Origin of the sequence: Novosphingobium endophyticum, from assembly GCF_014640675.1 — a bacterium.
Classification (GTDB): domain Bacteria; phylum Pseudomonadota; class Alphaproteobacteria; order Sphingomonadales; family Sphingomonadaceae; genus Novosphingobium; species Novosphingobium endophyticum.
The window spans coordinates 1-22,079 of record NZ_BMHK01000019.1 but is presented as its reverse complement, the minus strand read 5'-3'; the positions used below and the strand labels follow the sequence as shown (position 1 = coordinate 22,079).

Annotated in this window: 17 protein-coding genes; 4 read left to right on the top strand and 13 right to left on the bottom strand. The window is 61.4% G+C overall.

Annotation, left to right across the window (positions count from 1 at the left end; translation table 11 throughout):
* Nucleotides 1-18: 18 nt before the first annotated feature.
* The 3 genes from IEX32_RS13715 to IEX32_RS13705 all read right to left on the bottom strand — a co-directional run bounded on the left by IEX32_RS13715 (nucleotide 19) and on the right by IEX32_RS13705 (nucleotide 4,606).
* Nucleotides 19-765 (bottom strand): DCL family protein, encoded by a 747-nt coding sequence (locus IEX32_RS13715; protein ID WP_188772113.1) that lies wholly within the window; start codon nucleotides 763-765, stop codon nucleotides 19-21.
* A 5-nt stretch (nucleotides 766-770) separates the two neighbouring features.
* Complete coding sequence (locus IEX32_RS13710; RefSeq protein WP_188772112.1) at nucleotides 771-3,410, bottom strand: AAA family ATPase; 2,640 nt, start codon at nucleotides 3,408-3,410, stop codon at nucleotides 771-773.
* Nucleotides 3,411-3,646: 236 nt separating this feature from the next.
* Nucleotides 3,647-4,606: a hypothetical protein gene (locus tag IEX32_RS13705; protein ID WP_188772111.1), complete on the bottom strand. Its 960-nt coding sequence runs from the start codon at nucleotides 4,604-4,606 to the stop codon at nucleotides 3,647-3,649.
* Nucleotides 4,607-4,698: 92 nt separating this feature from the next.
* Here IEX32_RS13705 and IEX32_RS13700 point away from each other — a divergent pair, with 92 nt between their 5' ends.
* Nucleotides 4,699-5,571, top strand: a complete 873-nt coding sequence (locus tag IEX32_RS13700; protein ID WP_188772110.1) for a hypothetical protein — start codon at nucleotides 4,699-4,701, stop codon at nucleotides 5,569-5,571.
* 330 nt (nucleotides 5,572-5,901) lie between these two features.
* Here IEX32_RS13700 and IEX32_RS13695 read toward each other — a convergent pair whose 3' ends face one another.
* Nucleotides 5,902-7,209, bottom strand: coding sequence for an MFS transporter (locus IEX32_RS13695; RefSeq protein ID WP_229736369.1), 1,308 nt, complete (start codon nucleotides 7,207-7,209; stop codon nucleotides 5,902-5,904).
* A 38-nt stretch (nucleotides 7,210-7,247) separates the two neighbouring features.
* Nucleotides 7,248-7,787, bottom strand: a complete 540-nt coding sequence (locus tag IEX32_RS13690; RefSeq protein ID WP_188772108.1) for a cupin domain-containing protein — start codon at nucleotides 7,785-7,787, stop codon at nucleotides 7,248-7,250.
* Nucleotides 7,788-7,920: 133 nt separating this feature from the next.
* Between IEX32_RS13690 and IEX32_RS13685 the strand changes: the two genes are divergently transcribed.
* Nucleotides 7,921-8,847 carry a LysR family transcriptional regulator gene (locus IEX32_RS13685; protein ID WP_188772107.1) on the top strand — a complete coding sequence of 309 codons (927 nt, stop codon included), beginning with the start codon at nucleotides 7,921-7,923 and terminating at the stop codon, nucleotides 8,845-8,847.
* A 247-nt stretch (nucleotides 8,848-9,094) separates the two neighbouring features.
* On the opposite strand, the gene IEX32_RS13680 is transcribed toward IEX32_RS13685, so the two are convergent.
* The 6 genes from IEX32_RS13680 to IEX32_RS13655 all read right to left on the bottom strand — a co-directional run bounded on the left by IEX32_RS13680 (nucleotide 9,095) and on the right by IEX32_RS13655 (nucleotide 16,593).
* Nucleotides 9,095-10,609: a DUF4139 domain-containing protein gene (locus tag IEX32_RS13680; RefSeq protein WP_188772106.1), complete on the bottom strand. Its 1,515-nt coding sequence runs from the start codon at nucleotides 10,607-10,609 to the stop codon at nucleotides 9,095-9,097.
* On the bottom strand, nucleotides 10,609-12,006 hold the full coding sequence (locus IEX32_RS13675) for a DUF4139 domain-containing protein (RefSeq protein WP_188772105.1): 1,398 nt from the start codon (nucleotides 12,004-12,006) through the stop codon (nucleotides 10,609-10,611). Before IEX32_RS13675 ends, IEX32_RS13680 begins: the two co-directional genes overlap by 1 nt.
* A gap of 469 nt (nucleotides 12,007-12,475) precedes the next feature.
* On the bottom strand, nucleotides 12,476-12,943 hold the full coding sequence (locus tag IEX32_RS13670; RefSeq protein WP_188772104.1) for a hypothetical protein: 468 nt from the start codon (nucleotides 12,941-12,943) through the stop codon (nucleotides 12,476-12,478).
* A gap of 11 nt (nucleotides 12,944-12,954) precedes the next feature.
* A complete protein-coding gene (locus IEX32_RS13665; protein ID WP_188772103.1) occupies nucleotides 12,955-13,197 on the bottom strand; it encodes a hypothetical protein in 243 nt (80 codons plus the stop codon).
* Nucleotides 13,198-13,352: 155 nt separating this feature from the next.
* Nucleotides 13,353-14,480 carry an IS5 family transposase gene (locus IEX32_RS13660; RefSeq protein ID WP_188772102.1) on the bottom strand — a complete coding sequence of 376 codons (1,128 nt, stop codon included), beginning with the start codon at nucleotides 14,478-14,480 and terminating at the stop codon, nucleotides 13,353-13,355.
* A 49-nt stretch (nucleotides 14,481-14,529) separates the two neighbouring features.
* Nucleotides 14,530-16,593, bottom strand: a complete 2,064-nt coding sequence (locus IEX32_RS13655; protein ID WP_188772101.1) for a DEAD/DEAH box helicase — start codon at nucleotides 16,591-16,593, stop codon at nucleotides 14,530-14,532.
* Nucleotides 16,594-16,771: 178 nt separating this feature from the next.
* On the opposite strand from IEX32_RS13655, the gene IEX32_RS13650 reads away from it, so the two are divergent.
* Both IEX32_RS13650 and IEX32_RS13645 read left to right on the top strand, forming a co-directional pair.
* Nucleotides 16,772-17,362, top strand: a complete 591-nt coding sequence (locus tag IEX32_RS13650) for a ComF family protein (protein WP_188772100.1) — start codon at nucleotides 16,772-16,774, stop codon at nucleotides 17,360-17,362.
* A gap of 4 nt (nucleotides 17,363-17,366) precedes the next feature.
* On the top strand, nucleotides 17,367-18,236 hold the full coding sequence (locus IEX32_RS13645) for a helix-turn-helix domain-containing protein (protein ID WP_188772099.1): 870 nt from the start codon (nucleotides 17,367-17,369) through the stop codon (nucleotides 18,234-18,236).
* 130 nt (nucleotides 18,237-18,366) lie between these two features.
* Here IEX32_RS13645 and IEX32_RS13640 read toward each other — a convergent pair whose 3' ends face one another.
* Complete coding sequence (locus IEX32_RS13640) at nucleotides 18,367-20,913, bottom strand: DEAD/DEAH box helicase (protein WP_188772098.1); 2,547 nt, start codon at nucleotides 20,911-20,913, stop codon at nucleotides 18,367-18,369.
* Entirely contained in the window at nucleotides 20,910-21,902 is a 993-nt protein-coding gene (locus tag IEX32_RS13635) for a HamA C-terminal domain-containing protein (RefSeq protein ID WP_188772097.1), read from the bottom strand. Before IEX32_RS13635 ends, IEX32_RS13640 begins: the two co-directional genes overlap by 4 nt.
* Nucleotides 21,903-22,079 lie beyond the last annotated feature (177 nt).

The window sequence follows — 22,079 nt, the reverse complement described above, 5'->3', positions numbered from 1 at the left end:
GCGACGCGCAATTCTGGATTAACCGCCGAGGATAACAGGCCGGGCGATCTTTGGCCGCCTTTGCCCCGCGGCGCGCGCCAGATTCGCGCCCGGGGCAATGACGCGAAGCGTCGCAGCGCCGCGGTGAAAGGCTCTGAACGTTTCGGCCACGGCGGGATCGATGAATGTGGTAGTGAGCTGGTTGTCCGATGGCTTTGTCAAAGTCCCGGGCGGAATGTCCTGATGCCATCCGCGGGCAGCCCGGAAGGTGATGACGAGTGCGCCAAACGACGGATGGGCATGATCCACGTGCGAGGTGTCAAATGACATCGGCGCATTCGTTAGCTCGCACGGGACGAAGCCCTCGGCATCGGCGTGGGTGTCGAAGAACCGGCGTTTCGCGGCCTTCAATTCCTGATCGACAGCTGCCCTGCAGGCGTCGGCAAATTCCTGGGACTGAGGCTTGGGTACGCCGCGGATGGCCCAGGGAAAGCTAAAGTCGGTTGTCGTGCCGTCGATCCGGTGAACCCAGAAGCCTCGGGTCGGCCCGCCGGATCCATAATTGGTCCGAACCTCGAGGAAATCGACGCCGACGCCGATCTTGGAATCCTCATCGTCATGTGCGGCATCATAGCGCTCGAGGAGCGCGAGAAGATCTTCATGATCCTGCCCGCTGTCGATCGGGACATGGTCTTCATACCGATCGCGGATTTCCCGGAAGTGTGCGGTCGCTCCCTTCTGCGAGGACCAATTGCGGCCGTTGGAGAGTGAAACTCCTTTCGCCATCGCCTTCAGCCCTTCACCTTCATCTGCGGCCGTGCGGCCTCCGCGGCCTGGCTCTCCGCCTTCAAATCCTTGATCAGGTCCTCGACGAAAGCGATGTCCGCTAGAAAATCTGAAGGTGCTGGCACGGCCACGGTATCGGAAGCCGGATTGTCATGGCTGTGCGTATTGGCCTTAGTCATTCCTTCGTGAAAGCGAATGGCCAGAGGGTGCGACAGATGAACCATCCGCAGCTTTTGCGTCTGGACGACGTCCACACCGCGTTGAACGATCTCGCAGAAGATGATTTCCTCGACGATCCGTTCATAGGTGTCGCGCAGCCTCCCATAGAGGTTCTTGACCGACATCTCATAGGCGGCAGGACTGGACTGATGCAGCTTGGGAAGCGGCGCAAAGGCGTCCTTGATCCTTCCGATGCGCTTGTTCACCTTGGCGCCTTTCCAGCTGACGCCGCCCGCGTCGATCTGGCCGGCAACCTTCTTGTCGCTGAAGAGCGCGACGGTGACCGGATCGATGCCCACCCCGTCGGCTTCGCGGCATAGCTCGTTGAAGAAGATGATATCGTGGGTGAACACGATGACCTGGCGGTGCTTGCTCTCTTCGGCGAGGCGCTGGGCTACAAGCAGGCAGCGTTCGCGATCGAGCGAAGACACAGGGTCGTCAACAACGATGGCGGCCGAGCCTTCGGTCAGCGCGACCTCGGTCAGGAACCCGGCCAATGCCAGCGCCCGCTGCTCGCCCTCGCTCAGGATTTCCGACGTTACTTTCGTCAGCTTGGTTTGCGGATCGACGTCGAAGGCAGCCTTGGTCTGACCGCTCTTGCGGGTCAGGCCGATCTTCAGATGGCTGATTTCGAAGTTCTCGCGCTCTGCGGCGAAGCGGTCGACCACCGCTGTCGTGAGATGGGCGTCGACGAGTTCGTTCGCGCGCTTGGTGGTGCCGGTTGTCTGCACCTCCGTTAGTGCGGCCGCGTAGGCGGCATCCAATATGAGGAGGGATCGCCGCGTGAGCAGCTTTGTGCGATGCGTCGACAGGATCTTGAGATCCTCCAGCTCGGCCTTTTCCTGCACGAGCTTGGTACGTTCATCGCTGTCCGCGGCTTTCGTCAGGGTATCCCTCTCGGTGGTGAGGTTTTCCGTCAGCGCGGTAAGGGCCAGGACGGGCGAGGCAAACGCCGGCGGTTGCGCAACCTCCTCGCCGGCCAGCCTGGCGACCGCGGCAGAGCGCCGAGCGGTGAGGGCCGCAGCGAACGCAAGCAGGTCGTCGGCGAGAGAGGCGTTACGCTGCCGTACCTGCTCGATCCGGTCGGCAAGGTCGGCGGTCTGGAAGAGCTTGAACTCCGGCAGGCCGGTCTGTGCTTCGGCCACCGCTTTCTCGGCGGCAGTCGCTGCAGTGCCGAGCGCATCGTCCATATAGTCCTGGAAGCGTGCCATGCGATCCGCGGCGGCGGATCCCAGCGGCTGCTGGCACAGCACACAGGATGCTGCTGCGTCATCGAGCGCGATCACGGGAAACTCCGATCCCTTATATGCCTCGGTTACGGAGAAATCTCGGGCAGCCTTCCACATTACTCGCCATGTAGCGCTTCCGACACCTGGCAAAGGATCGTCCGTAAAAAGGGTCGCGGCGGATAGGTTCGCTGCTTCTCGGGCGGACAGCGCCGTGGACTTCAACGCTGACATTGTCTGCAGCTTGTCGTTATCGAGGCTCGATAAAGCCGTTTCCACCTCCTTCGTGAGGGCCGACGACCAGGCTGCAAGCGCGGAGATATCCGCAACCGCTGCGGCTCCGGCTGCCAGAACTCGGCTCACCTCGGCCAGGCGGGCATCATCCTCGGCGGAAAAGTCGGCCCCTGCCTCGATCGCCTCGACCGTCGTGGCCTTCGTGATGGCGCGTGCGAACTTCTGGGCGGCAGTTTCGCGAACGGGATTGAAGACGAGGTTGGTGAGAGCGACCTTGTCGCCCACCACCTTGGCCCGTTCGGCTTCCAGCCTCTCCTTCAAGGTGAGCGCGACACCGTTGAGCCGGTGGGGAAGCGCCAGGCCGAAGGGGAGGAAGCGGATCTGGTTGCCGCCATCGACATAGAGCTGCGCAGATGCGCTATCGAAGACCGATATATGCATCAACGCTGGATCCGCGGTCATGCCAGGCGTCCAGGTGACGGTCGTCTCCACGCCGTTTACATCGACGACGATGTCGGCGGATTGGGGACCCGATCCACCCCCATAGACGTCGGCCAGGACCCGCAATTTCGCGGCATTTTCGATCCGGGTCCGGCACGCCGTACGCAATATCCGCACGAACCCGCTTTTGCCGCTTCCATTCCGGCCGTAGATGACGGTCAGGTTGTTCGGGCAGAAGCTCAAGCCTGCCTTGGGGATCAGGCGATTGATGTTCTCGACGTTGGCAATCCCCTTGATCACGACGGAATGTTTCGCGCCGCCGCCAAAGTGCGCCTTCTCGAACGGCACGGGCGTCATGGGCGCTATGTCGCCGGGCAGGCCGGCAGCCGCCTTCACCATGATCAGAAGGTCTGTGAGGTCCTGCTCGACGAGTTCGTCTGCAAGGGCGAGGCGCCGCAGACAGTCCTGCCGCCATGGCGACAGCTTCGCCGACCACGCAAGAATGTCATCAATAGGCTCGGTCATCACGCCCCCTGGCAAGGCCGTTATACGGCGTCGTGATGAGTGCCGTGGTGCCCCGATCTGGATAGTTGTTCTTCTGTCAGGAACTGGCCTGCAGCGAAACTGGACCTACCATTATTGCGGCGACGCGTCATCCTTGCTTTGGCGGATGGAGACGAAATCGTCCCGGCCGCAACACGGGATATTCGGGTCTCTGACACCAGCCCTTGAGGGGACACGCCATGCGCCAGGACTGGCGATCAGCTCTTGGAAAGTGGCTTGCCTCGCAGGACGTCGTTCAGCCACTTGGTCGCCCCGGGCACGAGGCGCCAGACCGGAAATGCAACAGCGGCGTAGGTCTGCGCCTCGGCTTCGGACCGGTACGTCACCGTCTCGGGCTTGAGCGGGAACGGTGCGCGCCGGGCAAGCAGGAAGGCCGGAACGTGCGGGTTGGTTTCCAACGCGGCCGCCAGAGCGGTGTCGGCCGCTGCGTCCTTTCGGCGGAAAGCGTCGAGCGCCAGGCTGTAGCGGGTTTCGGTACGGATTTCGTCGCGATAGCGGCGCAGCAGCCGTGTCAGTTCGTTCCACGCTCCTGTCAGCGGAAGCCAGGTATAGGCCAGGAAACGCACGCCCTGATTGTCGTTGGGGTTGATCCTGAGCAGGTGCCGAACATTTTCGACCGCCTGAGCACGATCACCGCCGATGTCGCGGTCCCAAAGTTCGACGGCAAGGGAATGGACGGCGCGCATATAAGGCCGCGTGCCCATCGTGAGCCAGAAACTGGTTTGTCGATAGGCCTTCAGCTGCGCCGCGAGCGATCGCTTACCCTGGGCGACGGCTTCGCGCAGCAGCGCGATCCGCACCGAGGGCGTTTCCGTCAGGTGCGCAAGGACCACCCAAGCGTCGAGCGCTGCCGGGTTCAGCGACAGCGCCTCGTGTGCGCTCGCGCTCGCCAATGCCGTGTCGTCCTCTTCAATTGCGTCCCAGGCCGCATCGACCAGTTTTTCGGCTTGTTCCATCAAGGCATCGCGCATCGAGGCAGTTTGCCGCAAAGCGATCAGCAAAACCAGTGTCGCTGATCGGTCGTACGCCATCGGCGATGAGGCCGGACAGTATGTCGGCACGATTGAAATTTGACGGCGGCGGTTGCCATTTGCCGGAGTCCACGGCAATAAGGTCATGGCTGATCCGGCCATGCCGTCCACATTGGCGTAGCCCACGGGCAGGAGACGACCAACGCGTTTGAAGACCTTTTCCAGGTGCGCGCGGGCCTAGTGGACACGTCTCGATATGCACCGCTGGAATCGGTTCAATGCGTATAAATTTCAACAATGGCAGTCGGCCGCTCAGTGCCGCGAAATTGCTTGCACGCCGTACAGGCCATGTGCGCTTGTCGGCGGCGCAAGAGGCCATAGCTAAGGCCGCAGGCTATCGGGATTGGCACGAGCTTCACAGATCCAGCGGTGGACCATCGAGCCACGATCCTGTCACGCCTGATCGCGCCAAAGCGCTCGTGCTGTCGGTGGTCGACGCTCTCGATGTCTCGCTGGGTGAGGCACAATATGCCCTGTCCAGGGCGAGGCTGTTCACTTTTACCCTGGAAGAGAACCTCCAACTCCGCGCCTCGCTGTGGCGTGAGCGTCTGTTCGGGCCTGCGGCGAGAGGCAAGGTCGGTACGCTTGTCATGGTTCAGGCGCTGCGCGGCAAGGAAGTCGGCTACCTTAAACCGGGCAGGGAGGGCTACGACCAACTGCTTTACGATTCAGGTTTCGGTTCTTGCGCCTCGTCGGAGGTGATCTATCCGCGCGGTGCGACCGAAGATTTCGCGCCCAGTGTCCTTTGGCTCCCCTATGGCTATTGGAAGCGTGCCAAGGGAGAGATGGTCGCTTTTTCCCGCGATTACCGGCCACTCTGGCATATTGGCGCCGGCAAAGTCGTTCCAGCAGATCCGTGGGAATGGATCGGCGGTATCCGCGAAGAGTTTTTCTTCCGGGAGATCGCCGGCACCGGCACTTGGTCTTACGGCCGTGCGCGGGAACTGGCCCTCGCATTCCTTGCGGAAAACCGCATTTTCGAGACGCCGCGTCTGCTGGACGCCATGCCCTTCCTTTTCGAACCTGGGGAAGTGACTGTGAAAGGCGCTGTCGAGCGTCTTAAGGCCAGTGCGACACAGCTCGTGGCCTGAATCATTCGGGCGGCGGTTGTCGCTGTCTGAGCGGCACCGCCTCGATGCTCGGCAGCCGACATGCTCCTCGCCTCAGATTGCGCGCTACGCTGGCGGAGGCGAGCAAACTGACTCTTTCGGCACGGTTGCCTGACCCCGCGCGGCGCGAAATGCGGGCAGTACCATAGGCCGGAATGGGACTTTCCTGCCATTCCCCGGCGACCGGTGGAACGACAGGTCTTGGGTCGGTTGCGGGCTGCAGGTTTTTGACGGTCGATAAACGTCTCACCGACGGCTTGCGACCGAATGTCCTTCACTACGGCAATCAGTCTGATCCCCCGAAAACCGAGATCAACCTCGCGGTTGGGCTGGCCGCTCATGGTGCTCTGCGATCCCCATCGCACTGACCAGCGCAGCTATGACGCCAAAGATGGCGCCCAGGGCGAGACCCAGCCGCGGCGCGGCCGCGGCGCTGGCGCCGGTCAGCAACAGTCCGATCGCAAGAGCGCCAGTGGTTTGCCCAATTAGGCGCGCAGTGCCCTGCATTCCTCCCGCCGCTGCACTCCGGTCAGGCGGAGCGCTCAGGAACATCGTGCGATTGTTGGGGACTTGAAACAGGCCAAACCCCAGCCCGCTCAGCGCGGCGCCGATAGCGAGCGGAATGATACTTTGTCCGACCGGCCATAGCGCCGAGAATAGCAGCCCCAGCCCGAGCAGCGAACCGCCGGCAATGCACAGCCTTGCCGAACCAAGCTGCTCCGCAAGGCAGTTGGCAACCGAACTGGTCGTGGCTACGGTCAATGGCCAGCAAATCATGACGATACTCGCACCGAACGGGCCATAGCCGAGCGCCAGCTGCAGATAGAGCGGAAATGCGAGCATGCCCGCCGATTGCGCGATGAAACAGCAGACCGACGCCATCACAGAGACCCGAAACGCGCGCTGGCCCAGTAGGTCAATCGGCCAGATCGGCGCTTCCCGCGCACGCTCGCGCCGGATCAACAACACAGCAAGACCAACTGCCAGGCTGGCGGCCAACGCCGCCCATCCGCTTTGCGCTATCCCCGCTGCTGCGAGAAACAGCCCTGCGATCGAGGCATGCAATGTGATCCCGGCATGGTCTATCCGGCTTCGGCTCGATGCAACCTCGGGGAGCGCGACAGACGTGGTCAACGCGACGACGATCAACGGCAGCTTGGTGAAGAATAACCAGGGCCAAGGTGCGATCGACAGGATCAGGGCCCCAACGATCGGCCCCGCGGCCGAACACATGGCGACGTTCAGCGCGTTCCAGCCGATGGCTCGCCCGATCTGTTCGTTGCCAAGTGCGACGCGCAACAGCGCTATCCCCAGAGCCATGATTGCCGCTCCGCCCAGCCCTTGCAGCATTCGTGCGGCCACCAGAACGCCAAGCGTAGGTGCGAAGCCGCACAGGATCGAAGCCGCGCTGAACAGGTTAACACCGGCCAAGAACATCCTTTTGTACCCGAATTTCTCCGCGACATGGGCACTCGGCAGCAATCCTATGACGAGCGCAGTCTGATAGGCGCTGACAGTCAGGATTGCCTGTGCGGGCGTAACGCGCAGCGATGCGGCCATCACCGGCAGTGCGACATTGACCAGCCCCGCGTCGAGTACGACCAGCGCCATCGCCGCCATTACCGCCGCGATACTCGCGCACTGCCGAGTCTGTATGTTCATGACTGCGGCGCGACCCAGGCGCCATCACACTCGACAAAGCGGGTGATCTTACGCTCGATCTGATCTTCATGTCGCAGATCGCGTTCGGTGAAGCGGAAAACCAGAGCATCCTCTGTCAGGCAACGCGTATCGTGGATATCGCCCGGTAGGTAGGCGCGTGCCTCGCCCGGCCGCAGGATGGCGGTATCGCGCCGCACCAGCCGGTCACCACCCGCATTGGGCACCCGAACATAGCTGCCAATCTCCAGCGCGCCAGATTGCACGGCATAGACCACCCACGCCCTGCCATGATCGTGCGGCGGCCGATACAGACCCATGTGCTCGGCGTGCGCCAGCAGCATGAAACTGTCTGGTTCGCGATGCAGTTCACGGGTGGCCGGGCGCTCGGCGAGCAGGCTGGCGAGCCATTCCGCGGTCGGTTCCGTGGCCGTGAGCGCATCGAGATGCGCGCGGCATTTCGCCACCAATTCGCTGGTGATCGGTCCCCAATCGCCACGCACTGCCGCGACGAACATGTCCAGCGCCGTTCCCATCATGTTGCAAAATCCTCGTCTCGTGATGACGCGGATTTCTACTGCCCTTGGCAGATAGGGCGAAAGACGCACCGATTGCACATTATCATTGCGCTTGACGCTCTATATAGATGACAGACGCGCTGGAGAACACGGCATGGCAACCCTCGATCTGAATCTGCTCCACACACTCGACGTTCTGCTGACCGAAGGCAGTGTCGTGCGCGCCGGCAAACGGCTGCAGCTAAGCCCTTCCGCGATGAGCCGGGCACTGGCACGACTTCGTGCGGTTACCGGCGATCAGCTACTGGTTCGCGCCGGCCGCGGCCTTGTGCCGACATCGCGCGCAATCGAAATGCGGGAGAAGGTGCATGATCTGGTCGAGGAAGCGCATGTACTCCTGCGTCCCGCCGACCGGCTCGAGCTTGCGACGCTCCAGCGAACATTCGTCCTGCGAACCAGCGACGGCATCGCCGAGACGTTTGGGCCGATGCTTATAGCGCGAGTCCAGCAGGAAGCTCCGAGGGTCCAGCTTCGCTTTGTACGCAAACTCGATAAGGACAGCGAAGGCCTTCGCGACGGTTCACTGGATCTCGAGACCGGTGTGATCGGAGGGACCACCGGTCCGGAGGTACGGGCGCAGGCTTTGTTCGTCGATCGCTACATTGGTGCGGTGCGCGGCGACGACCCGCTGGCGCGCGGCGAAGTCGGGCCTGCAGACTATGCCGCCTGGAACCACGTGGTCGCTTGGCGACCCGGACTCAATCTGCTTGGGATCAACGAATTGATGGAAGCGCTTGGGCTGACCCGCCACGTGATGACCACAGTGGACGGCTTTTCTGCCGCGCTGGCTCTGGCGCGCGGATCGGATCTGATCGCAACGGTGCCCGAGTTGCACACCTCTGCCCTACGCGAAGGCATGTTCACCTTTCCGATCCCGCTACCCGTACCCGAGTTCACCATCTCGCTACTCTGGCACCCGCGGCTGGACGGCGATCCGGCGCACCGCTGGCTACGCAAATGTGTGATCGAGGCTTGCGGGAATAGATCAAAGCGTGTTGGAATTCCGGTCACAGGCAATTGACCGTTTTGGTTCGCTAGGATGATTGACCGCTTTCGGCAAGACCGGACGGTGACCGGTGCAGAGGGCACGACCGGCTTTGGTCGGCTGCTGCCATTCCCCCGAGCAAGCGAAACCGCCAACAATCCGGTCGTTCACAGGCTCGTGAGGCGCCGTCAAAAGCTGCCGGTTGTTCACTATCGAATTTGCACCGTTATCGCCGGCATCGGTTTGTAGTTGGGCAATCGGCTTGTTGCTTCCGGAGCCGATCTCAAAAGCTGTAGCGCAGCTCGGCATTTCCGCCGGGTGCCAGCGTCTGCGTCCAAGTGATCACACCGTCCACGGCAGCAAGTACGTCGCCTTTTGCTTCGATTTTCTGGCCCGCGCTGCCAATGGGCACCTCGACCTGAACGGGGAATCGATTGGCGTTAGTCACGCTGAGGAGTGCCTGCCGCGGGCCGGTCGTCTTTTGGGTGACGCTCACCTGAGTGCTGGTGCCCGCCGCAATCCGGAAGGTTTCACCTTCTGCGCGGTCCTGAAGTGAGCCCCGGCCGAGAAGTTGCCGTCCGCCGTCACGTCGCGCTGCGTAGAGCGCGGTACTGCCGGCCGGGAGCGGTAGTCCCAGGCCATCCTCGCTCTTGTTGTGCAGCACGAGGACAACCGCAGTGGGGGCGGCATCAAGCTGTTGTCCTGCATATACCGCACGACGGTAGCGACGCTCGAATGGCACGTCGGCACGTGCGAGCAGCGCCACTTGCTTCTGCCCTAGTGCGCTGACGGTGACGGCCTCGGGCACCCGGTAAAGTTTCAGGTCGCCCAGATCCTCGGGCGGTGCCGGAACCATCGGCATGGGGGGAGCAGCCGAGACGATGTTCATTGGAGGCGGCGGCGGCATGAAGCCCCGCGATGCGGTCACCACTATTTCGGGCCGCACCCTGGTGGGCAGATCGGACGTGGTCGTGCCGAGTGGATAGCAGACAAGGCGCAGCGCCGAGGCAGCCGCTTGCACCGCGGGGCCGATCACGCGGTTGAGCCTCCCGGCGACAGCATTGACCTCCGCATTCGCGAACGATTGGGTATTACCGTTTGCCAGCGTCAACCAAGCGAAAAGGTCGAGCGTGCGACCGTCCCGCGCCTGCGTGGCCACGTAGCTTGCACGCCAGTCGAAGTCCGAGGCGAGATAGCTAAGCCGTACCGTCACCGTCCGCGCGCTCGGGCTGTCGGTAATCACGCTCAGCACCGGCTTACTCGAGAGGCCGGGCGGAACGCCGCCGAACTGGAGCATCTCAGGAAGGCCCGAACAGCGTAGCGCCTCCACTCCCGTCGCCGTGCGCAGAACGACCCCGGGCTGCGGCCCCGCAACGATCGTAGCCTCCTCGCTGACCTTGCGCCCTGTCGCGCGGTCGGTGCGGGTTACCGTCACCTGCCTACCCAGCGTGCCGTCGATGAGCGAAGCGGGCGACAGCAGGCGGGCATCGCGGTTCTTCTCGATCGTACCTCCCGGCAACCCTTCGATCACGGCGCTTACCGGGATAATGCCTTCGGCCACGCCTTCGAAGTGCAACTCGACGCGGCCGCGCCGCAAGCGAACCTTGCGCGTCTCCGTCACCATCGCGAAGCCGCCAAGATGGCGCAGGTTGATCGCGCCGCGGCCGTTGGGCGCGCGATAGACGGTCAGGGAAACCCGGTCGGGGCCCTTGGAAACAACCGGCCGTTGTTCGGCCGCTGCAAGGGGAGCGGAAATCAGCAGCGACAGCATGGCCGCCAGAGACCGCCAGCGCGCCATTAGTAGCGGGTGTCGAATGTCGCAGTGATCACCGCTTCCCCGTTTGCCGGCACCGGCACCTGCCAGACTGCCGAGCCAGCATCGCGCCGTTCGCTCGCGCGGCTTTCCTCAACCACCCGGGTGTCGGCCCAGGCCAGCCCGCTCTGGACCAGCTCGACCGTCGCCGCCCGTGACCGCGCATTGGTGAGACGGTAACGCATCTGGGTACGCCAGCGGCTGTCACCCAAGCGCGTTCGGGAGACAGCTGTGGGCTGAACTTTGACGTCGAAGGCATCGCCGGTGGGCAGTGCGATGGAGGAGCCCTGCGGCGTATGCTCGATCCGGTTCTCACCCGTGAACTGGGGTTGGCCGCGCGCGTCGCGGATGTAGACACGCACGATTCCGGCCGGCAGCGCGTCGCCCAGGCCGCCCGCACCCGAATTGGCAAAACGCAGCACGCTCTGCGCGCTGCGTGCTTCGTTCGCGGTGCCGCGCCACGCATTCTCGAAGCGATAGCCTGAGCTTGCCGTGACCCCCTTCGCATCGAGAAAGCTCACCTGCTTCGTCTGCTTGTCGGCGATCGTTGTCCGCTGGGCGAGCGGATAAAGATAGAAGTCGCCCAGTTGTTCCCGATCGGAGCCCTCCGTCCCCGGCTGTATACGCGTGATGCGGCGTGGCTGGGGCATGTACTGATTGCCGTCGCCGGTGCTGCCGACGTCGCCGGCCACCAGAAGAGTCCGGGCGTTAGCAAAAGTGGTGCCGCTGGTGTTGCGCAACGTCACCCATCCCTGCACGTCGATCTTCCCGCTCTTGTCATCGAACAGCGCTACGTAGTCGGCGCTCCAACCCAGCCCGCTGCTGAGATAGGACAGCGTCGCCGGCCGCGGACCCGACCGGGCGCTCGCGAGCGTGACCGAAAGCGTGGGCCGAGCGCGCAGCGATTCCGGCACCCGGTCGAACACAGCCCGAACCGGCAGACCGTCGTCACGCAGAACCTCGACATGACCATCAATTTCCAGAACGACCCCGCCATTCACCGCCAGCACGCGCGCCCGCTCGCGGGTTTCCGCGCCGGTGGCGGGATTGGTACGCACGAGCATGATGGTTTCGCCCACGGCCTTTTCCATCAGGCTCGAGGGCGAGAGCAGATCATAATCGAAGTTCTGTTCCACGACTGAGGCGTCGGGCACGGTAAGCGAGACGGTTTCAGGCTGGATCTGCGCGCTGACGTCCGGGAAGCTCTGGCGGACACGTCCTTCCGCAAGATTCAGCGACCTGACATCCTGCACCAGCGCCACGTCGTTGTTATAGATGGTAACCGAGACATCCCCCTGCGCACTTGCGCCGGGCAGAACATCTTGCGCCAACAGAGGGGCTGGCGTGGCCAGCGCTATGAAACCCACCAAAAGCGTCCGCATAGACTTCCCCCTGATCTAATGCGCTTTTCATGAAGGTTGTCGTCCGAAGGCGCAAGTGGAGGGAGAGCGGCACGTGCCTCAAATCGTTGATGATTGTTCATGCCTGCTGCCGCCGACAGAGCGGCCGTTCGATCGCTCAGACGTTTTCCTTAAAAACGGCCGTTGGTTCATCAAGGGGCGAGTTTGGGCGAGGGACCCAGTTTGGGGACGTTGCTGCCGTCCGCCGCGACCACTGGGAGCGTCTGGTTACGCCGAAACCGGGCATTCGCGCAGCCTCGTAAGGCCTCTCTCCTATGTTCAAGCCGTTGGGCTGACCGCAACGGCTCCTTTTTTGTATAAGTAGATCGACAAGGCGGGCGTTCGGAGGCCAGCGTTCGCGTAAATTTCGCCCTTTATGACGCCTGTGCTCGCGCAATTTAAAGCGCGCCAAATTCCTTAGTGTAGAGCATCTTTGTGCTCGCGAAGTCCGTTATGAAAGACCGCGACGTCTTACTGCCGCGATTACCTTCCGATTTATGGAGCGCCTGGTCGCCAACTGCCGCTCAGACAGATTGCGCTTCCGCAATGTGCTCTGCTGGAACTGGTATTCCCAATCGGTGATCACTTGGCGTTCGTGGAAGAACGCGGTTGCATCCGGACCAATCGCCCTGTCCAGGTCGGCTCGAACCCGCTTTAGCGATTGAAAAATCAAATCGGAGCGGAAACCGAGGAACCGCTTCACGCAGACGTTGCCGACGTCCACCGATTTCCCGGTCGTAGCATTGGAGATGGAGCACAACTCGATGATCGGGAAATGGCCACACAGACAGGTCTCGGGCTCGTCGGCTTCGGAAATCTCGACGAGGCGCCACTCCTTTTTAGCCACTTCCCAATCGGTGGCCCGGCTCAGCGCTAAAATCGCGGCCTTGAGCTGCTGAAAGTTGTATCCGTCGCTCATTCCATCGTCCTTTAGCTCTCAGGCGGTGACAGTCCGAGTCCTTCGTAGATGGCCCTCAGCTTCGCCCAAGCCGCATCAAGCATGGGCTTCGCAGCGTCTCGGCTGTAGCTGTAGTCATCGTTGGTCGCGTTGGTTCGAACAACGAGACACCACTCTCCCTTCGGGATGACGTGGGAGCTGTTCCTTCGACATTTGCGCTGGCGCTGCGCCTGCTCGATCCTCACGTCGATCAGAATGTCCCTAACTTTAGCCATCGTTCTTCCCTTTTAGCAGGATGCGGAAAAATCCCCCTTCAGGCAGGTTGATGGCAGGATTTCACTGACAGTTGTGCTCCCGCCGGCATGGAATGCTGGCCTTGGAAGGGCTTTGAGCCACGCCGGAGGCTTCCTTGGGAGGATTCCAGGCACGGCTATGCTGTCGCGAGCAGCTTGGGTAGTCTGACCAGATTGTAGGCTGCGGCGGTCAGCATGAAGGTCCAACCGACGCGGTCTTGCCCTCGATGACGGGTCTTGCGCAGGTTGCCGCTGGTCTTGGCCCACCCAAAAACCTCCTCGATCCTCTTCCGGATTCGCAGAGAAACAGCGTAACCGGGATGCCGGGTGGTGCGTCCATCGATGGCGGAGCGCCGATTGGTGTTGTTCTGGGCCACGTGCGGGGTGACGTCCATCTCGCGCAGTGCGGCAACGAAGCCGGCCGTATCGTAATTCTTGTCCGCCGCCAGCGTGATGCGATGGCGCCCCCTCATCCGAGCGAGCATGGTCAGCGCTGCCTCCCGTTCGGCCGTGCCCGTGGCATGGGTGAGCGTTGCATCGACGACGAGCCCATGGCGGTTCTCCATGAGGACATGGCCCATATGGCAGAGTTTCGCTGCCTGGCCGTGTGCCTTCTTGAACAGTCGGGCATCGGGATCCGTGCGCGAGGCGTGGGTGGCATTGGTCCGCTTCTCGCCGCGGAAATCGCGCCCGGCATTGCGCCCCTTGGCCTTGGCCTGCCCACTTCGCCCGGTGTCCGAACCGTTGTCGCCGTCGTCACCCTCGGGCGCGCCGTTCTCCTTGGGCTTGAAACTCTTCATGCTGGCCCAGGCTTCGATCAAAGTGCCATCCACTGAGAAATGATCGTCCGACAGCAGCGCCTGCACGCGAGACTGCGCCACGACCGCGGACAGGAACTTGGCGGCGATGTCACCGGCCAGCAGTCTCTCGCGGTTCTTGGTGAAGACCGTCACATCCCAGATCGGCGCATCCATCGCCAGGCCGACGAACCAGCGGAAGAGCAGGTTGTAGTCCATCTGCTCCATCAGCTGGCGTTCCGAACGGATCGTATAGAAGGCCTGCAGAAGCAAGGCGCGCAGGAGTTTCTCGGGCGGGATCGACGGCCGGCCAATGCGCGAATACATCCCGTCGAAATCCGCAGACAGCACCTCAAGCGCTTCATCGACAATCGCACGGATTGCCCGAAGCGGATGGTCTGCCGGAACCCGCGCCTCGCAGCTCACGTAGGAAAACAGCCCCTCGCTCCGGTGGTCTCCGCCGCGCATCCCGTACCCTCCAACATCGTCGAAGGGGTCTTGAATCACTTCGGAAGGCTCAAGTGAAGCGCCTTTTTCCGCATCCTGTTAGGGCGTCGCGCACATTGTCTCCCAGCATATCGAGCGCAGCCAATGCGTCCTCATTGTCGCCGGCGTCGGGTGCCTTCCGGCTCCCAGACTTGATCCCGAGATGATCGTTGATCGCCTTGTTCAGCAGCGATGTAACGGCGGCCCGGTTGTCACGCCCCGCGACGGTCTTATCTCGCTGGCCGACCTCGCGACCGGCGGGCGAGAGCTTCAGGTCCTTGAGAATGCGGGCGACGACGGAGCCTGTGCGTTCGGAGAGCCGCTTGCGTGCACCAACCCGCCGCGCCTGCGGCTGTATCGGAAGGTCGCCGGAGCTGCTGACCTGGGAGAGCTCCGCCTGCTTTCGGCGCAGCGTCTCCCGGAGCTTGTCCTTCGCGATGACGTCGCGCAGGCGGAGGCCTGCGCCGATCTCATGGTCCAGCATTTCTTCGAGGACGCGATCGTCTTCGGGGTCAAGGAACGACCGATTGATGAATGAGCCGACGATCTCGTTATCGACCAGCATCCCGATATCAAAGCGACGGGGCTCTCCTGAGCCGTCACCATCGCCATTCTCGTCAACGGCCTCCAGCCACTTCTTGACCATCGCCTGGTCGTCGAAGTCGAGCTCCCGAAAATCGTCCCAATGAGCGTCGGTGTTCAAGCCCACATGTGAGACCACGAAGGCGTGGTTGTCCGGGTGGTCCGGCTTCGCCTCGTGGACGACGCGCATCACCCGCCCGACGAATTGGATGTAAGGCGACAAGCTCGCGAACGGCCGGAAGATGGCCGCGACGCTCAGAGGCGGATGATCGAAGCCCTCGCCGAGCATCTGCACCTGCACGATGCAATCGAGCTTGCCGCTGCGCAGATCGGCAAGGACGGCGTCCTGCTTGTCGCGATCCATCTCACCATAGATTTCGGCCGCCTTTAGGCCCCGCTCATCGTACAGCCCTCGCACTTGGCGGGCATGGTCGACGGAACAGGCAACGGCGATTATCTGGTGATGGAAACCGCTGCGCTCTCGCAGCTCCTGGAGGTATTTGATGCTGGCGTCGACGATGTGACGATTGCACTCGGGCGCCAACGCGACACCCCGCCGGAACCAGGCATGTTCCCGTAAGGCCAACACCTCTTCCAGTGTGTGCCGCTTCGTGTCGTCACGGTAGGTGAAAGACAGCTCTGACGGCGCGACGTTCCGAGAGTGGATCTGCTTGATGTACCCCTTCACCATCGCCCGGGTGAACGGGTAGCGATAGATCACCTTGCCGACTGGCCGCGTTCCGTCACCCCGGAACGGCGTCGCCGTCAGGCTGACGACCTTTGCGTTCGGAAAGCGATCGAAGACCTTCGCCCAGCTCGGCGCAACGTTGTGGTGGCCCTCGTCGATCATAATCATGTCGAAATAGTTTGGCGGAAATTGCGGGAGCCAACGATCGGCCGAGCTGGCCAACTGGTGAATGTTGGTCACGACGAACTGGCTTGCGTTGCAGTCGTGGAGATTGGCATCGACCCCATCCAAAACAGCGCGAAATGGCCCCGCGGAAAAATCGTGGAGCGCCCCTGTCCGCCGCCAGAAATTCTTCGGGTTGCTGATGTCGAGCGATTCCGCGACACCCGACCGGATCGTCAGGTTCGGTGTGATGACGAGCGCGCGCCCCTTGGCGACGCCGAAGGGCAACGTCGCAATTACGCCAGTCTTTCCGCATCCGACGGGTATCTGCAGGATCACCGGCTCGTTCGAGGCTTCGAAGTGGGTCCGCACTGCCCGGTGGGCGCCCTGTTGCGGCTCGCGTATCTTAGGGTTCGCCTCAATATCTGCGGTCAGGGTCTGAAACATATGGTCCGGATCGGCTGCAGCCTGTTCGGCGCGCCGGTACTCAAGGCGGAAGGGCTCAAGGTCAGGCCGGCGATAGAAGCGATAGCCGCTCCCTGGACGGCGCACAGGCTTGAGCTTGCCCGAGGCATCCCACCGTCGAAGCGTATCCTTCGAGACGCCAACATACTCGGCGGCCTCGGCAAGCGTCAGGAAATCAGGGGCATCGTTCTGTGACATACGGCAACATTATGCAACCTTATGCAAATGGTCAATCCTCCGCGTGATAATGTTAGCGCCGTGAGGTCCAGATGCCATTGACGACCCGCCCTGAGGCTCTTACGTCTCATACAAGATTTTATATATAAGAGATGGCCCCTCCCTGGCGTTTTGAGGTCTGCAAGGAACACTCTTCATCATGCAGGTTCAGGTTCGAAAGCTCGAAGGTAGTTGGGATCTCGGTTACGCGCTCCACAAGCATACGCTGTCGAGCGTCTACTTGGGCGACGACGAATACGGCCACCCTCGATTTGACACGACGCGCTCAGCGCCCGGCGAGGCGCTATACCAGCTTAAATATCGAGCCGATTGGAATCAGGTGCAGGCGCTCGCAGCGCAAGTGCAGCAATCGTTGCTTCCTTTGTTAGGCGAAATCGGCCTGATTATCCCAATGCCGGCCTCCACGGTTCGCGCACGCCAGCCGGTCAATGAGATCGCCAACGAACTCGGTAAACTGACGAAAACGCCGGTGTTCGACGACATCATCGTCAAGGCGCCCGCGCCCGAAGGCAGCCCGCAGCTCAAGAATCTCCACGGGCGCGAGGCGAAGGACGCCGCGTTGGAGGGACGGTTCAGCATCAACCCGTCTATCACCAACGAAGGGTGTTGGAACGCGCTTGTCCTTGACGACCTCTTCGACACGGGCGCCACGATGGACGCCGTCTGCAAGACGCTGCGCACGTACAAGAAAATCAACAACATCTACGCCGCTTCGATCACATGGAAGTAATGCCATGACCACTGTCTTCATCGCCGGATCAATCTCAATAAGCCGCCTGCATGAGAAGGTGGCGGATAGAATCAACAAGATCGTATCTTCAGACTTCAACGTCGTGGTCGGAGATGCCGATGGCGCCGACACCTCAATTCAAGAATGCCTCCAGCGATACCAAGCCGGAAAGGTGACTGTGTATTGCACCGGCGATACGCCCCGGAACAATGTCGCAGAATGGCCGGTCCACAGGGTCGTCTCGAAGGCGAAGGCTGGCACGCGGGCCTATTTTACCGCCAAAGACCTGGAGATGGCGCGTAACAGCGACTATGGCCTTATGGTCTGGGATTGCAAAAGCACAGGCACGCTAAGCAATGTCATCGAGCTTCTTCGAGAAAAGAAGAAGTCCGTGGTCTTCGTGAACAAGAACAAGGATTTTGTAACCGTATCGGACAATGGGGGCTTGGAGCGTCTTCTCGACTTTATGTCGGATCATGCTCGCGCAAAGGCGGAAGAGAAGATCGGCCTTACTGCGAAGATCGCCAGTGTCGCCCACGAGCAATTCTCGCTGGACATGGGTGCGAATAGCGAATTCTCAGCAGAGCCGGTGAGGGACGCAGAGAGTACCGGCTCGGTCGAAGCGAGTTCTGCGATAAGCGAGAGTGCAAAGCTACGCTCGGAGCTAATGTCGGCGCTCAAGGATCATATTTCTCGCGCACATCTGAGCCAGACTCAGGCCGCTAAAGTCTTTGGCGTGACCCAACCTCGGATTTCCGATCTCACCCGCGGCAAAGTCGATCTGTTCGGACTCGACGCGTTGGTTAACATGGCTGCAGCCGCTGGCTTGCGCGTAGAGATGCAGGTCCGTGGGACCGACATCGCCGCGGGTTAACCGCTGGCGGTTCACCACCCGTGCGATCGTGGAGATACGGCAGCGGCATGTACCCCCACAGGATTTGGCTGGCGTCCCAGCTGGAGACCGAGATTGGCCGGCATCACAGCGCCTCGTCAGAGCTGACCGCTCAGTTCGGTGAAGAGGTAGTCGCAATCGCCCGTACTTCGGCGAGCAAGAGAGGGGAAAGCCCCAGTGTTTCCAAAGGTCGCGTACGCAGCCATTGAAGCGCGCTGGCGTTGTCTAGGTCCTTACGCGCCGACATTTCGTTCAGCTTCATGGCGGTGACGCGCGACAAGCCCAGCGAGATAAAGCTGATCATCGTTTTGTCGGATGCGCCGATCTCTAGGTAAAGGGGCAAAGAGGGAATGCTCGAGACCATGTCCACCAACCCCGCGCTGTCGAGGGCGTAGACAAGAAGGGCGCTATAGCAACCAAACAGCCGAACGGCTTGGAAACGGATGTCGCCCTCGATCAAATCCAGGGTGTTTCTGATCGTCGTTCGAACAGGCTTCGACGTATTTCGCGAAATTTGCTCGTCGATGATCTGAGGAAGCGGCAGACCGAGCATCCAGCGTCGCGCGATCAGAGCGTGAAACCGATGCAGATTCTTAGAGGTATCGATGCCGAGAATGATCTCGTGGCAAAGCTCCAGGACATCCGCGTAGGACTGGAAAGCTTCACTCTCGCGGGGGTGCAGGGGGATGAGGGTCCGAGCGACGTCGGGGCCTTGAGCCACTTTCGCGCTTATCCGGTCGTAGAGCCGCTGTTGTTTGTGTGCGGATATGTTTGGAGTCCGGCGGATGACCGTTGCTGGGAGGGTGAGTTTTTCACTGGCGGCGGCGAGCGCGGCCTCTAGCAGGCCCGACTGAGCATCGCCTGCAGCGATGCCTGCTCGTTCAAATGTCTGGCTGAGGTCTCCGCCTTTGAAATCGGTATAAAGGCGGACGAAGGTGGTCTCGAGATCGGTTTCATCGCTGCGGCCAGAGCTCGGCGTGCCGGCGATGACGGTCATGAGCTGATCGTGATGGTCGTTCAGGCTGGTTTCGATCGCCGGAGTGATGATCGAGTCTTTTGGCCCTTCGAGCGGCTTCTTCTTCCATTTGTCGTAGTCGATGAGGAAGATGTTGCCTTGAAATTCTCGTTTCAGTCTGCCGGCGCGACCGGCGAGGTTCCAGAAGTCGGTCGACTCCAGGGCCTTGGTCCGACCTTTCTCCGGAGCAAACATGAAGATGTTTTTCGCAGGCAGATTGACGCCCTGCAGCAGCGTGCTTGTGCATACGAGGAAGTCGACCTCACCGGACGATACTGCCGCTTCAATTGCGCGTCGAAGCTGGGTGGGAATGTTGGAATAGTGAAACGCGACGCCGTACTTGACGCACTCAACCAACGCGTAGTTGGCGTGGACCGCTTCCTTAGCCAGGTCCGACAGAGCCAGGCGCGCGACGGTCGGCTCGCGATCAGACATCAGCTCGGCCAGTTGGAGCGCAACGCTCTCGGCCTCCGCCGCGCCGTTTGCATAGATGATGTTCGAATGTCCGCGCCCGAGTTCCGCCGGGATATGGACGAGTTTCTCTATTCGGCTCGCGACCGTTCGATCCAGCCGCAGCGTCGCGACTGACCGTAGCGCCTTTGATCCGTCCCCGGCGGTCTTGATCGAAAGTTTGCCCTTGGTCGCTGACTCGATGGTGGTGACCAAGAAGTTCTGGGCAACGGTCGGCTCTACAGACGAGAACTCGATCATGTCGTCCAAACCGAACAGGCGGCCGAAGATATCCAGATTCCGGATTGCCGGACTGGCGAAGAGGATCTGGGATGTCGGATTGCGGACGAGCAGATCGTCGACGACCCATTGAAGCAGAACACCCCGCGATCCGTCCGCGATCGAATGCGCTTCATCGACGATGATGACGCTGGCGCTGAAGTCGGGATGGGCACCGAGAGCGAGTTGCACCCTCTCTTGCGTCATCACATAGATGGCGCGCTCGGCAAGCGTGGTGTCCGCGTCGACCGGCACCGTGACAATGTCGGGAACATCGCGTGTCGTTCCCTCGAACTGAACCTTCAGATCCTCCGCCACCTGGGCGATCAAGGCACGGGTCGGGACGATGTAGACAACCGATTTTGCCCGGTCGTTGTCGAAGAGTGCCGATAGATACCCCTGCAATACAAAGGATTTCCCCGCCGATGTGGGCGCGGCCAGCGCGATTCGGCGGCTCTGCATAAGGCTAAGCCACAGCTTCTGCTGGAAGTCTGTCAGAAGCACCGTGTGCCCGTTTATCGTCACCTCATGCGTATCGGCCGACGCGATTTCTTCAGCGACAAGCGCGAAGGGAAGGCTGGGCTGTGCGGACTCAACGTCTGCTCGCGTGCCGATGGATGGGAAGTTGCCCAGACGCATGAGCACGACGCGCAGGGCCTGATCCAAGGGCACCTGTTCGGTGCCAAACAGATCGTATGCACAAGTCGCCACCCTGAAGGCGGCGCGTCGATGATCTGCTGTCTCCGAGCAAGCCAGGATGGCCGCTGAACGCATCAACCGCGTGGCATCTGTAATGTCCGCGGGGCCGTCATCGACGCCGCCGATCTCTTTAGTGAGCCATGCGAGCTCAATGCGGTGCGCCGCGTCGTGGAATCCGGGATTCCCCCAAACTTTGTCAGCCAGTTCCTGCATCATGGCAGCCAGCCAATCCGAGCCTGGAAGAGATCGCGAAATTCCTGCACGGCTGGGAGCGGGAAGAAGAAAAGTTCCACATCCTGAGAATCCAGCCCAGCTGCCTTGAGCGCAGCGGCGACCTTGGGAGCGACTGCTTCAAGATGCTCCTTTGCCAGAGTTCTGAAGGCTTCCTCGGCGCCTTGGTCGCCAGCGGCGCTGGCCGTCTGGAAGCCATCAAAATCGAAGCCGATCAGGCAGGTGATGACGTCTTTGCGCTCGTTATATTCTTCCTCATGCGGATCCAGATATCGCAGAAGGGCTTCCTTGCCGTCGGCGTCCAACCCTGTGAAATCGATATTTCGCTGAACAAGCTGCAGTTCGTGACCTAGCTCGTCCGGCTTCAAGGATTTTGCGATCGATTTCGCGGCGGCCGTGATGGCTGCGCCGACGTCGCCATACATTTTCGACTCTCCCCAGTAGAGAAAGAGCCGCGCGGTCTCAGGGCAGTAGCGCACATGGACCCCGTCCGCGCCGTGAACGGGCATCTGCGGATTCGTTTTCAAGGTCATCTTCGCAATGACCTGGGGCGCGCCTAGAATCCATTCTGTCAGCAGGTACAGCAGTAGCTCGCCGGCCTCGCCATTCCGGTTTGTCGCCTTGTGCGCCTTTATGAAAAGTTTGGCGGCTGCGTCATTGAGCTGAGTGGTTTTGACCAGGAAGTCGTCGAACGGCAGGGTGGACTGCAGCGCTCTCACCGCATCGATTTCCTTTCGCGTCAGCGCGAAAGGCGTCAAGTGAAGCCATGCCAGCTCCACCAGTTCGTGAACCGTGGTTTTGCCCTGTCGGAATGCCGGGAAATGCAGTCGAAGGTTGACGCCTGAGCACTCGCACAGCACTTCGTGCTGTAGCTCCCGTATCCTCGGTCCTAATTTTGAATAGTCCCGGCAAAGAGCCGAAAGAACCGCATCCAGGTCTAGGCCGTCTGCTTGTTCTGCGTTCTGCTGGTTCAACTTACCCCCTCGGTCGCACTTGCCCCACCAACGAGCCTAACGCTAGGAGATGCTAATGTATGTAGCAATGTGCCCTAGTACCGCGCCACAGAGATTATGACGGTTTGGCTTATCGCAGGACGGGCAGCGCTTCGGGGGCGACCAGGAGCTGAATGCTTCGGGCGGCGCCCGGCTCAC